This window comes from Achromobacter spanius (genome assembly GCF_003994415.1).
Taxonomy (GTDB): domain Bacteria; phylum Pseudomonadota; class Gammaproteobacteria; order Burkholderiales; family Burkholderiaceae_B; genus Achromobacter; species Achromobacter spanius_C.
In genome coordinates, this window is sequence record NZ_CP034689.1 from 4,794,515 (window position 1) to 4,808,220 (window position 13,706).

9 protein-coding genes are annotated in these 13,706 nt (G+C 65.2%); all 9 read left to right on the forward strand.

The window, feature by feature from the left end:
* The first annotated feature begins 67 nt into the window (after positions 1 to 67).
* Positions 68 to 1,564, forward strand: coding sequence for a PLP-dependent aminotransferase family protein (locus tag ELS24_RS21915; protein WP_127185366.1), 1,497 nt, complete (start codon positions 68 to 70; stop codon positions 1,562 to 1,564).
* Positions 1,565 to 1,715: 151 nt separating this feature from the next.
* The gene (locus ELS24_RS21920; RefSeq protein ID WP_083447429.1) at positions 1,716 to 2,216 is read left to right on the forward strand and encodes an RNA polymerase sigma factor; all 501 of its coding nucleotides are present in this window, start codon (positions 1,716 to 1,718) and stop codon (positions 2,214 to 2,216) included.
* Entirely contained in the window at positions 2,203 to 3,219 is a 1,017-nt protein-coding gene (locus ELS24_RS21925) for a FecR family protein (protein WP_127185367.1), read from the forward strand. Before ELS24_RS21920 ends, ELS24_RS21925 begins: the two co-directional genes overlap by 14 nt.
* A gap of 161 nt (positions 3,220 to 3,380) precedes the next feature.
* Positions 3,381 to 5,798: a TonB-dependent receptor gene (locus tag ELS24_RS21930; protein WP_240669362.1), complete on the forward strand. Its 2,418-nt coding sequence runs from the start codon at positions 3,381 to 3,383 to the stop codon at positions 5,796 to 5,798.
* 162 nt (positions 5,799 to 5,960) lie between these two features.
* Entirely contained in the window at positions 5,961 to 6,644 is a 684-nt protein-coding gene (locus ELS24_RS21935) for a LuxR C-terminal-related transcriptional regulator (protein ID WP_050447760.1), read from the forward strand.
* 107 nt (positions 6,645 to 6,751) lie between these two features.
* Positions 6,752 to 8,524 carry a sensor histidine kinase gene (locus ELS24_RS21940; RefSeq protein ID WP_240669363.1) on the forward strand — a complete coding sequence of 591 codons (1,773 nt, stop codon included), beginning with the start codon at positions 6,752 to 6,754 and terminating at the stop codon, positions 8,522 to 8,524.
* Between the two features lie 53 nt (positions 8,525 to 8,577).
* Positions 8,578 to 8,922, forward strand: a complete 345-nt coding sequence (locus ELS24_RS21945; protein ID WP_127185369.1) for a hypothetical protein — start codon at positions 8,578 to 8,580, stop codon at positions 8,920 to 8,922.
* Between the two features lie 184 nt (positions 8,923 to 9,106).
* On the forward strand, positions 9,107 to 13,234 hold the full coding sequence (locus ELS24_RS21950) for a CheR family methyltransferase (protein ID WP_127185370.1): 4,128 nt from the start codon (positions 9,107 to 9,109) through the stop codon (positions 13,232 to 13,234).
* 106 nt (positions 13,235 to 13,340) lie between these two features.
* Positions 13,341 to 13,574 carry a CrpP-related protein gene (locus ELS24_RS21955; RefSeq protein WP_050447757.1) on the forward strand — a complete coding sequence of 78 codons (234 nt, stop codon included), beginning with the start codon at positions 13,341 to 13,343 and terminating at the stop codon, positions 13,572 to 13,574.
* The last annotated feature ends 132 nt before the right edge of the window (positions 13,575 to 13,706 follow it).

Here is a 13,706-nt window from a genome sequence, read left to right on the forward strand (position 1 = left end):
CCCCGCATCATGACCCCAATCTGGCCTAGCAGTAAGATCCAGTTTGCCCGCTTTTCTTTAGACCACTATTGTGCGCACCCCCAAGAGCATCGAACTGCCCGTCCTGTTTCCACTCGACCGCAAGGCAGGCCAGCTCAGCCAGCAACTGGCGCAGCAGTTGCGGCAGTTGATCCGTGCGGGCACGCTGCGCCCGGGCGAACCGGTGCCCGCCACCCGCCAGTTGGCCGCCGCGCTACAGATCGCGCGCGGCACCGTCGTCGAGGCCTTCGAGCAATTGGTGGCCGAGGGATATCTGGAGTCCAAGGCGGGAAGCAGCACCACCGTATCCGTCACGCTGACCGAGCGGAACCCAAGCCCCGCCGCAAGCCAGCCCGCAGAAGCGGACACCGCGTTTGCGCGCCCCCTGCCAGCCACGGCCGCGCGCTATGCCGGAATTGCGGCCGCCATGGTTCCGCTGCCGGCCGCGCCTTTCGCCATTTCGGTGCCTGCCGGACCGGTCGCGCCGGATGACACCTGGCGCAAGCTGGGCAACCGCATACGCGCCACCCGCGCCGGCGGGCCGTCCGGTTACGCCGACCCTCAGGGCCTGCTTGCCCTGCGCAAGGCCATTGCGGATCACGTCCGAAAATCCCGCTCGGTGGTCTGCACCCCGGACCAGGTCATCGTCACGTCCGGCACGCAGCAAGGGCTGTATCTTGCGTGCCAAGTCTTGCTGGAGGACAGCGATCAGGCCTGGGTGGAAGACCCCGCCTACCTGGGTATCACGTCCATTCTGGAAAGCACGGGGCGACCCGATCGCATTGTCAGGCTGCCGGTGGACGAACAGGGGCTGAAAGTGGAAGACGGCCTGCGCAAGGCGCCGAACGCGCGCGTTGCCTTCGTGACGCCTTCGCACCAATATCCGCTTGGCATGCCGATGAGCATGGCTCGGCGCGAAGCCCTGCTGGCTTGGGCCGCGGCCACAAATGCCTGGGTGGTTGAAGACGACTACGACAGCGAACTTCGCTATGCAGGGCATCCCTTTCCTGCCCTGCAGGGGCTGGATGGCCGCCGGGTCATCTACCTGGGCACCTTCAGCAAGATCCTCTTTCCTTCTCTCAGGCTGGGCTACCTGATTGCGCCATCCGACCTGGTCGCCGCGTTTTGCGGCGCCAGGATTGTGATGGACCGGCACCCGGCCACCGCCGACCAGCATGTGCTTGCCGCCTTCATTGCCGAAGGGCACCTGGACCGGCATATCCGGCGCATCCGGTCCATCTACGCGGACAGCCGGTCGGCGCTTGTCCAGATCCTGCAGGCCCACTTGCCCGCGCGCCTGGCCCGGGTGCAGCCGATTGAACAAGGCGTGCATCTGCTGGTCTGGCTGGACGATGGTCTGGACGATATGGCCATTGCCCGCCTGGCCGCCGAACAAGGCGTTGCCGTGCGCGCCTTGTCTCCCACCTATTCGGATCGCAGCCCCGACAAGCGGCAGGGGCTGATCCTGGGCTTTGGGGGCTACCCGCAAGACAAGATGATTGCCGCCGCAAGCAAGCTTGCCCAGATCATTGAGCGATGCGCTTAGACAGCATGCTGCCGGCCTGGCCGTCAAGCCTTGATCGTGCGTGTTGATTGTGCGTGTTGTTCGCGCGCGCCATGCCGATCGCGGCCCCTCCCAGAGACGAAAATGCATATTAGAATCAATAACTTTTTGTTATTTGCCCAAGCGCTACCTCATGTCTCACCCTCCCAAGGCCAGGAAAGACTGGCTCGCCCATTACGCGGAGATGATCGGCAAATGGCGCGGGCGGGGGCACGAGGATGGCGAAGACGCCATGCACGACACCGTGCTTGGCATGCTGGAAGGCGACGTCGCGGCTATCTATGACCCGCGCGCGTATATGTCCCGCGGCACCTCCAACCGCCTGGTCAGCCGGCATCGTCACGTCAACACGCTGGACATCACGCCGCTGGACGAGGTGCCGGGCGGCGACCATCCCGCCACGCCCCCGGCCGATGATGGCGTGCGGTTTCAGCAACTGGCCGATGAGCTCACCCGTGCGCTGGAAGACCTGCCGCCCAAGTGCCGGCAGGTTTATCTGTGGTGCCGTCTGGAAGGATGGACGCACACCGAAATCGCCCAGGAAATGGGCATCTCGCGCAGCATGGTGGAAAAATACATGACTCGCTCCGTGCGTCACATCAACGATCGGCTGCAACACCATGCCCCTTTCTGACTCCCGCCCCCCTGCCTTGCGCCCTGGCGACGACGCGCTGGAACACCCGCGCGACGCGGCGCATTGGTTTTCGCGCATGCATTCCGGCGAGACCACGGAAGCAGACCAACAGGCATTTGCCGCCTGGTGCAGCGCTGACCCGGCCCATGAACGCGACTATCGCAGGCTGACCGCGCAATGGGATGCGGTGTTGTCCCTGCCTGAAACGCGGCTGCGCGGCCTGATGCAAGCCACGCGGGCTGCGCCCCCACCACCCGCGATGTCGCGGCGGCGCTTCGGCTTGAGAATGGTGGCGGCCTGTGCGCTGCCCGTTGCGGCGGGCCTGCTGGCAGCGCCCTACCTATTCAACTCCGACGAAACGCGGCTGAACTACGCCACCCGCAAGGGCGAACGGCGCCAGGTCACGCTGCCTGACGGTTCCATCCTGCACCTGAACGGCGACACCCGCCTGGCCGCCCGCTTCGGCGCCAACGAACGCCGGGTGGAACTGTCACAGGGCGAGGCCTTCTTTGAAGTGCGGCACGATACGTCCCGCCCTTTTGTGGTGGAGGGCGGCTTGGGGCAGGTCACCGTGACAGGCACCCGCTTCAACGTGCGGCGTGACAGCGACAGCTTGCAAGTCAGCGTCGAATCCGGTTCCGTGCGGCTGGAATCCGGACCCTGGTGGCGCCACAGTGAACACCGCCTGGGCGCGGGCCAACAGGCCATTGCCTACGCGGACAGCCCGCTAGGCGACGTCACCCAGGTCAATGTCGACAACCTGAGCGCTTGGCAGCGCGGCAAGATCATCTTCAACAACGTACCGCTGGCCAAGGTCATCAGTGAAATGAACCGCTACCTGATGCAGCCCGCCAGCCTGAACGCGCCCGCGCTAGGGGCCTACCGCATTTCGGGCGTCTTCAGCGTGGACGATCCGCTGGCCATGATCGACGCTCTGCCCGCCATTGCGCCGGTATCGCTGGACCGCTTGCCGGACGGTCGGGTCCGTGTCCTGGCGCGCTGACGATTTGTAACAACTCTATTACAAAATAATAGCGATTCCCATTCCGGTTTCAAGCCAGCTCATGCGTCTAGAGAGGAAGGGGCGGACATATCCACGCCGCCCGCCTACCCCCTTTAGAACCGGTGCGCCCCCATGGCGTGCCTCTCACCGAGCTACCGATCTTGAATACCGTCTCTGCCCGACCTGCTCTGCGCGTCCCGCCGCGCGTGGTTCTTAGCGCGCTTGCCTTTTCACTGTCGCTTGTCTTTGGCATGGCGCCCGCCGTTCAGGCCCAGGAAGCGCCAGTCAGCGTCAACATTCCCGCGCAGCCTTTGGGCGATGCGTTGTTGCAGCTGGGTTCGCAAACGTCTTTGCAGATCTTTTATTCGCAGGATGTGCTGGCCGGCCAGACCGCGCGCGCCATCTCCGGCAACCTGTCGCCTGAAGATGCCCTGCGTCAACTGCTGCAAGGCACGGGCATCACGTACACCCGCAATGGCAACAACGTGACCCTGTCGCGCGCCGAGCCCGTGGGCGGCACGGTGCAACTGGAAGCCGTGACGGTCACCGCCGGCATTCTGGGCGAGCTTGCCCCGCCCTACACGGGCGGGCAGCTTGCCACGGGCGGCAGCCTGGGCCTGCTGGGTTCCGAAGACGTGATGGACTCGCCGTTCAGCACGGTCAACTACACCTCTGAACTGCTGTATGACCAGCAGGCCCGCACCCTGGCCGACGTGGTCGTCAACGACGCCTCGGTCCGCACGCTGACATCGGCGGGCGGCTTTGGGGAAGACTTCCAGATCCGCGGCTTTGCCGTGGGCAGCGGCGACGTCAGCGTCAACGGCCTGTATGGCCTGGTGTCGTCCAGCCGCGTGCCGGTACAGATTCTTGAGCGGGTGGAAGTGCTGAAGGGCCCCGGCGCCTTCATGCGCGGCATTCCGCCCAACGGCAGCATCGGCGGCGCCATCAACGTGGTGACCAAGCGCGCCGACGACGAACCGCTGGCGCGCGCCACGCTGGGCTATGCCAGCAAGGCCAACTTCACCGGCCAGCTTGACCTGGGCCGCCGCTTTGGCGAAGACAATGCCTGGGGCCTGCGCTTCAATGGCGTCAAGCGCGGCGGGGAAGCCACGTTGAAGGACGGCAAGCAGGGCCTGGACATGGGCGCCTTGGGTATCGACTATCGCGGCGCGCGCCTGCGCTGGTCGGCCGACGCCATCCACCAGGAAGACGTGATCGAGAACTTCCGCTCGCAGATCGGCTGGCAGCCCAACGTGACGGAACTGCCCTCGCCGCCGGATGGCGACATCAACTTCTACCCCGGCACCCGCCTGTCGCAACGCGACAGCACCATCATGTCGCGCATGGAATATGACTTCACCGACAACCTCACCGGCCACATCGCGGCGGGGTATCGCGACGGCAAGGTGCGGCAGATCTTCCCGGTGACCGTCAACACGGCGGGCGCGCGTCAGTCGGTGGACCAGGACGGCAACTTCAACGTCATGACGACGTACTACGACTCGTATTCGAAGACGAGCAGCGGCGACGCCGGCCTGACGGCCCGCTTCAGCACCGGCGGTATCAAGCACCGCCTGGCGCTGGGCGCCACCTACCTGAAGCAAGAGGCGGGTAACGCCTATTCGACCGGATCGGCCATTGTGGCCTCGAATATCTATGATCCGGTGGACATCCCCGACGGCCCCGCCGTGCGCCTCACTCCGCAAAAGGCGTCGGACACCACGCTGACCAGCTTCGCCATTGTCGACACGCTGTCTTTTATCGACGATCGCATTCTGCTGACGGCGGGCGTGCGCCACCAACGGGTTGAAGTCGATAGCTACAACACCACCACGGGCGCGCGCACCAGCGGCTACCGTTCCAGCGCCAACTCGCCCATCGGCGGCATCGTCGTCAAGCCACTGCAGAACGTATCGGTCTACGCCAACCTGGCCCAAGGCCTGACGCGCGGCACGATCGTGGGCGACACCTACGAAAACCGGGGCGCCGTGCTGGCGCCGTACAAGTCCAAGCAGTACGAAACCGGCGTCAAGGTGGATTGGGATGGCAACATCACCACCACGCTTGCGCTGTTCCAGATTGCGCGCCCGTCGGGCCAGGCCGACGACAACAACGTCTACGGCTACTTTGGCGAACAGCGCAACCGTGGCCTGGAACTGACGGGCTACGGCGAGCTGGTCCCCGGCCTGCGCCTGATGGCAAGCGCGGCGTTCATCAACAGCGAACTCACCAAAACCCCGGGCGGCGTCAATCAGGGCAACCGGCCGGCGGGCGTGCCGGCCAGCACCTACAACCTGGGCCTGGATTGGGACACGCCGTGGGTGCAGGGCCTGAGCTTGAACGGACGCGCCATTCGCACGTCGTCCGTCTATCTCAACAACACCAATACGCTGCGCCTGCCGGGCTACACCCGCTTTGACCTGGGCGCCCGCTACGCCACCACCATCGCCGGCAAGGACGTGGTGTTCCGCGCCAACGTCGAGAACGTGGCGGACAAGAAGTACTGGCTGGCATCCGGCTCGTTCGTGACGAACGCGGCGGGACGGACGTATATGTTGTCGGCCTCGATCAACTATTGATCCCCGGGGGGAGAGGCTGGACGGGAACAGCCAGGGCGGGAAATCCTAGAGGGAAACCCCAGCGGGAATACCTGATTCAAGGGATGGCCGGCCACGCGCCGCGCCATCACAATCTAGAATCGGGCGATCCTGCCCTCCCTTGCCGCACGTCCCCTTCCCCCTATGCCCTCCTCCACCCTTGCCCCCGAACTCACGCTGCCCGCCCCCGTGCTGCTGGTGGAGGACGAACCGCTGGTGTGCCGGCGGATCGAAGGCCTGTTGCTGCAACTGGGCTATCAGCCCGACGCCTTGGTCTACGCGGGATCACTGGCCGAAGCGCGCGCCTGCCTGGCCATTCAGCCGGTTGCGCTGGCGCTGGTGGACCTGGGCTTGCCCGACGGCAGCGGCATCGACCTGATTGCCGAGATGCACGCCGCCGACCCCGGCCTGGCCATCCTGGTGATCTCGGCCTGGTGTACCGAGGACGCGATCCTGGCGGCCTTGCGCGCCGGCGCCACGGGCTATGTGCTGAAAGAACGCGACGACATCGAAATTGCGCTGTCGTTACGCAGCGTGCTGCGAGGCGGCGCGCCGATTGACCCTTTCGTGGCACGACGCATCATCGACGAGTTGCGGCCCCGGCCCACGGAACAGACCGGCACGGCAAGCGGTGCGATACTTAGCCCCCGCGAAAGCCAGATCCTGCGTCTGGTGGCCGAAGGCCTGGCCAACCGCGAAATCGCCGAACAACTGTTCTTGTCGCGCTACACCGTTGAATGCCATATCAAGCACATCTACCGCAAGCTGGCCGTTTCATCGCGCACGCGGGCGGTACACGCCGCGCGCTCGCGTGGCTTGCTGGACTGAGATGGCTGCTGGCCTGCTGGTGGATCTTGTGCGCGGCGCCCGCCGTTGCCGGGGATGCTGGCCTGGCCCCGACACCCAAGACGACCACGGCGTGCGCGGTGCAACTGATGTCCATCACGGCGGCGCGGGCCGCCGCCGACGGCAGCCGGCCTGACGGCGCCGACTGGGTGCCGGTCACGCTGCCCGACGACTGGAACCAGCGTTGGCCCGGCTACAGCGGATCCGTCTGGTATCGCATCGACTGGCAGCGGCCCTGCCCCGGCCCCGTAGCCTTGATGGTGGAGTCCGTGGTGATGGCCGGCGAGTTCTACGTCAACGACGAACTGATCTGGAGCGACCCGCAACTGAGCGAACCGCTATCGCGCAGTTGGAACATGCCGCGCACCTGGCGCCTGCCCGAAGCCATCCTGCACGACGGCGTGAACACGCTATGGGTGCGCGTGGCAGGCGTGGCGCAGCAGACGCCCGGGCTGGGCACGTTGCAATTGGGCGCGCCGCAAGCCATGCAAGCCGCGCAAGAAGCAAGATGGTGGCGCAACCGCTCGCTGTACACGGTGAACCTGGTGGTATCCGCCGTGTTGGGCGGCCTGTTCTTCTGCATCTGGGTGGTGCGGCGTGAGCAGACCCCCTACGGCTGGTATGCCTTGATGTCGCTGTTCTGGGTGCTGTTCATCAGCAATGTGCTGCTGACCAGCCCCTGGCCGCTGCCCGACACCTTATCGCTGGCGCGCGCCAACGCCATGGCGCTGGTGCTGTACGTCACCTGCTTCTGCCTGTTCACCTGGCGCTTTGGCGAACAATCGCTGCCGCGCATCGAACGCGCGCTGTGGCTGCTGAGCGCCGCGCTGCTGGCCATGCTGGCCTTTACGCCCGACAACGCGCTGGCCACGGCGCATGCCATCGGCATGCTGATTCCCGCCGCCATCTTCATCATCAATTGCTTGCAGTTTCCGGTACACGCCTGGCGCACGCGCCGCCCAGAGCACCTGATGCTGGCCGCCTGTCTGCTGGTATTTTTCGTGGTCATCTTGCACGACCTGCTGCTGATGATGAAGGTCATCTCATCCGGCCAGTCCTACACGCCCTACTCCAGCGTGGTGATCACCCTGTGCCTGTCCGCCATTCTGGGCCTGCGCCACGCGCGCAACGTGCGGCAGATAGAGCGCTTCAACCAGGAATTGGCGGACGGCATATTCCAGGCGCGCAGCGAACTGGCCACCACGCTGGAACGCGAACACAGCCTGGCGGTGGCCAATACCCGCCTGCACGAACGCCTGCAGATTGCGCACGACCTGCACGACGGACTCGGTGGTTCGCTGGTGCGGATGATGGCCATGGTGGAACAGGCCGACAAGCCGTTGCAGAGCCAGCAGTTTCTGTCCATGTTGAAGCTGCTGCGCGACGACTTGCGCCAGACCATCGACAGCGGCTCGAGCAGCGGGGTCACGGTCCCGGCCACCCCGCAGGAATGGGCCGCGCCGCTGCGTCATCGCTACGTGCAGGTGTTCGACGAGCTGGGCCTGGATTCCCACTGGCAGTTTCCGCCGCAATGGCGCACGCCGCCCTCTTCCCTGGAATGCCTGGCGCTGACGCGCCTGCTGGAAGAAGCGTTGACCAATGTGGTCAAGCACAGCCGCGCCCGCCGCGTGCAGGTGCAGCTGTTGCAGCCCGATGCCGACCGGCTGGAACTGCGCATTGAAGACGATGGCGTGGGCTTCGATGTGGCGACGGTACGGCAAGCCGGCGTCAGCGTGGGTATGCGCAGCATGCATGCCCGCATCGCGCGGGTGCACGGCGTCTTGGACATCGTGTCCGAGCCCGGCCGCACCGTGCTGACTGCCGTGCTGCCACGGCGCGCGGCCAAGGCGCAACCCGTTTAGCTTGTTTGGCAGCGGCGCTAAACGCGCGCAATGAGCGTAGCCATGGCTCAGGCATGGAAGTTGCTGCAAGCGGGGCGCAGCTGCGCACTCCGCGCGGCGTCAACCAGCAAGGGTCGCCCACCATGAACGAATCCAAGCCCGCTCCCGCCCCGAATCCGCCGCCCTCCCCGCACGTGGACCGTGCCGAAGTCGGCGCCACCGGACAGCCCGTGGCCGATGGACCGCCGCAAGGGGACGTGAACCCCGATCCCGCCACCAACTCGGGGTATCCGGCTGGCGGTGAGCAAGCGCCGAAAGGCCGGGACGCTTTCGGCCGGACGCAAAAGCAAGTGCAAGAGCAGGTGAACGAAGCCGCAAAGGCCCGCCCGCCCAATCCGCCTGGCAAACCTGGCCGCTGAAACCCGCCTGGTGCGAATGGGCGCGTCCGGATTCCAAGGCTTCTGGCGAGGAATCTTGAACATTCAAGCTGGACTGGGACGCCTTGCAGCACGTCACATACTCCCGACGCGCTGCCCTCTCGACACGCTTTTTCCGGCTGTATCATCCTAGGCAACGCAGCCCGTCGCCCCAGCCAAGATTCCCATGTCCAACACTCCCTTCGTGCCCGACAACAAACCGGGTGTCGCCATCAGTGATTTGCACTTTCCCGTTGTGGGGCTGGGCGCCTCGGCGGGTGGTATCGAAGCGTTGCGGGAGTTCTTTTCAACGCTTCCCGACAACCCGCAGATGGCCTTCGTGGTCATCGTGCATTTATCGCCCGACCACGACAGCGTGCTGGACAAGATTTTGCAGGCGGCCACGCGCATGCCGGTGGTGCAGGTGACCCGCCCGCAGCGCGTTCAGTGCAACCACGTATACGTGATTCCGCCCGCCGCGATGCTGACCATGAACGACGGCTATCTAAGCGTGAAGGAAGCGCAACCGTCGCAAGGCCAGCGCGCGACCATCGACGAATTCTTCCGCACGCTGGCCGATGTGCACACGACCCGCGCGGTCGGCATCGTGCTGACGGGTGGCGGGTCCGATGGCTCGCTGGGGCTGGCGCGCATCAAGGAGCAAGGCGGGGTCACCTTCGCCCAGCAGCCCGAAGACGCCGCGCACGACGCCATGCCGCGCAGCGCCATCGCCACGGGCATGGTCGACATCATCCTGCCGGTGGCGGCCATGCCGCAGCGGCTCAAGCAGATTGCCGACAATATGTCCGCCATGCACCTTCCGCGCCTGGGCAAGGATGCGGCGCAAGCGGCCGGCGAACCCGTCCACGACACCACCCCTGACAAAGACGACCGCGTGGCCCTGCGCGACATCCTGACGGTGCTGCGCGCCCGCACGGCACACGACTTCCGCCATTACAAGACCGCGACGGTCTTGCGGCGCATTGAACGCCGCATGCAGGTCACGGGTGTGTCCACGCTTCGGGCGTACTGGAAGCTGCTGCAGGACCGGGTGGACGAAACGCCGCTGCTGCTGTCCGACATGCTGATCGGCGTCACCCAGTTCTTTCGCGACAAGGAAGCCTTTTCGTCGCTGGAAAATTTTGTGTTGGCCAAGCTGTTCGAGCGGCATCTGAAGAACCCGGCGAGCCCCATGCGCGCCTGGGTGGCGGGCTGCTCCACGGGCGAAGAAGCGTATTCGCTGGCGGTGCTGCTGAGCGCGCGCGCCGATGCGCTGAAGGTGAATCAGAAGATCCAGGTGTTTGCCACGGACATCGACGAAGCGGCCCTGGCCGTGGGCCGCGTCGGCAGCTACCCGATGGCCATCGACACCGATGTGCCGCGCTCGCTGCTGGAAGGCTATTTCTCACGGCAAGAACACGAATACCGCATCAAGAAGGAAGTGCGCGAGCGCGTGCTGTTCGCGGTGCACAACATCCTGCGCGACCCGCCTTTTTCAAAGCTGGACCTGGTCAGTTGCCGCAACCTGTTGATCTACCTGGATCGCGAGGTGCAGCAAGATGTGCTGAAGATGTTCCACTTTGCGCTCAAGCCCGGCGGCTACCTGTTTCTGGGCAGTTCGGAATCGGCCGACGCCTGCCCGCGCCTGTTCCAGGTGGTGGACAAGCGCAACCGCATCTATGTGGCCAAGGAAACGCCGACCCACCTTCGCAACGCGCCCGCGCTGCCGGCCGCCCATGCCTTCGAACGCCCCAGCGCCGCGCCGGCCAGCACGCCGCGCAACCGGCACAACAAGACTTCTTACGCCGACGTGCATCAGCGCGCGCTGGAGATGTCCGCGCCGCCCAGCGTCATCGTGGATTCGGAAAGCGACATCGTGCACATGTCCGAACGCGCGGGCCGCTTCCTGCGCCACGCGGGCGGCGAGCCCTCGCGCAACCTGCCGTCGCTGGTGTACCCCGAACTGCGCATGGAACTGCGCACCGCGATGTTCCAGGCGCTGCATACCCGGAAAAGCGTCGAGGCGCGCCGCGTGAAGATGAAGATCGGCGAACGCCACACCTACGTCAACATGGTGGTGCGGCCGTTCCGCCACGAGGAAACGTCCAACGACTACATGCTGGTGCTGTTCGACGAAGTGGAAGACGTGATGAGCCCCGAAGGCGTGGCGCCCACGGCCGGCGCCACCGCCGTGCTGACCCAGTTGGAAGCCGAGTTGCAGGGCACGAAAGACCAGTTGCAGACCACCATCGAACAGTCGGAAACGTCCACCGAAGAATTGAAGGCGTCCAACGAAGAGCTGCAGGCCATCAATGAAGAGCTGCGCTCGGCCACCGAAGAACTGGAAACGGGCAAGGAAGAATTGCAGTCGGTGAATGAAGAACTGATCACCGTGAATGCGGAACTCAAGGCCAAGGTGGACGAAACCGCCAAGATCAACGACGACCTGCAAAACCTGATTGCGTCCACCGACATCGCCACGCTGTTTGTCGACCGCAAGATGCACATCCAGTGGTTCACGCCGCGCGCGACCGACGTGTTCAACGTCATCACCAGCGACGCCGGCCGGTCCCTGCTGGACATCACGCATCGGCTTGACTACCCGGACATGGCGCGCGATGCGGCCGGCGTGTTTGAATCGCTGCGCGCGGTGGAACGCGAAGTCCGCAGCGACGCCGACCGCTGGTACCTGGCCCGGCTGCTGCCCTACCGCAGCGCCGAACATCGCATCGAAGGCGCGGTGCTGACTTTCATTGACATCACCGACCGGCGCAAGGCGGAAGACCGCGTGCGCCTGGGCGAAGCGCACCTGAAGCTGATGACGGAAAGCGCGCGCGACTTCGGCATCCTGACGCTGGACCACGACGGCGTGATCACCAACTGGAACATCGGCGCCGAGACCATGTTCGGCTACACGCGCGCCGAAGCCGTCGGCAAGTCGTTCGCCATCATCTTCACCGACGCCGACATCCAGGCCGGCCGACCGCAGCTGGAACTGGAACGCGCCAGGCAGATCGGCTATGCGCCCGACGAACGCTGGCATCGGCGCAAGGACGGCGGCCTGATCTTCTGCACGGGCGGCGTCAACCGCATGGACGACCCGACCATACGCGGCTTTGCAAAAATCGTGCGCGACGTCACCGACCTGAAGCTGCGCGATGCCGAACAAGAGTCGCGCCTGGACCGCGCCCGCGCCGACAACGTGCTGAAAGACGAGTTCTTCGCCATGGTGTCGCATGAGCTCAAGCATCCGCTCAACCTGATCCAGCTGAACGCCGAACTGCTGGCGCGCACCCCGGCCGTGCGCAATTCGCCCGCCGCCGCGCGCTCCGCTGATCTGATCCAGCGATCGGTCAAGGGCCAGGCGCGCATCATCGACGACCTGCTGGACCTGTCGCGCGTGCGTACCGGAAAGCTGGCCTTGAACCAGTCTATTTTTGACATCACCGCCATCGCCTCCAACATCCTGGACGTGCTGCGCCCCGTGGCCAGCGCCGCCGGCCTGACGCTGCACAGCGAGTTTGACGCCGGCCAGGCCATCCACCTGAACGCCGACCCGCTGCGGGTCGAGCAGATCATCTGGAACCTGCTGAACAACGGCATCAAGTTCACGCCGCCCGGCGGCACGGTCACGCTGAAACTGGGCGTGGAAGACGCGCGCATGCGGCTGGACGTGATCGACACCGGCCATGGCATCGACCCCAAGTTCCTGGGCAAGGTGTTCGACATGTTCAGCCAGGCGGACGTGCGCCAGCGCAACCTGGCCAGCCCCGGGCTGGGCATCGGCCTGGCGGTCGCCAGCGAACTGGTCAAGGCCCACGGCGGCACCATCCAGGCGCATTCCGATGGCCAGGGCCATGGCGCGCGCTTTACCGTGCGCATGGCGCTGGCACACGCGCAGCAGCAGGAGCAGCAACTGGCCCTGCCCGGTGACAGCCCGCTGAAGGGACTGCGGGTGCTGATCGTGGACGACTCCGAAGATATTCTTCACATCATGCGTGAGCTGCTCGACATGGAAGAGGCCTGCGTGACCGCGGTGGGCAGCGGCCAGGAAGCACTGGCCGCGATGCAAGCCGCGTCGTTTGACCTGCTGCTGTCCGACATCGGCATGCCCGGCATGGATGGCTATGCGCTGATTCGCGCCATACGCGAAAACCATCCCGACCTGGTCCTGCCCGCCATCGCCCTGACAGGCTTTGGTTCCAAGGACGACATGAACCAGGCGCTGCAAGCGGGCTATACCGCGCACATCAGCAAACCGGTGTCGCTGGACAACCTGTTGGACATCGTGCGGCGGCTGCGCGGCCAGGCGTGACGGCCGGGGGGTTCCGCCACGCTATCCCCCCTAGTATTGACACACTATTGCACACGGCCCGCGCTGCGCTCATACTTTTTGCTCACGCCAATCGGGGGAAGCCGAGATGAAAAATGACATCCAGGATCAGGGTGCGCAGGCCGCCCGGAACGGATGGAGCCTGTTTGATTGCCCCTATCTGCGGGCCCACCAGATGCCGGGCCATACCGGCGAACCCATCGCGCAGTGGCGCGCCAAGGTGGCCGCTTGGGAAGCGGGATGGAAAGCCGAAGTGGAAAGCTGGCTGGGCCGCTCGCGCCCGCCCGTCGTCGAGCGCGACGACAGCCACATGGTCCACTGAGGCTTCCGCCTCAACAGGGTCCACTGAGGCTTCTGCATCAACAGGGTCCATTGAGGCTTCTGCCTCAAGCCAGCGCTGCCGCGACCGCCGCGCCAGGCTCACGCCCCCCGGATAGGGCCGCTTTCGATTCAG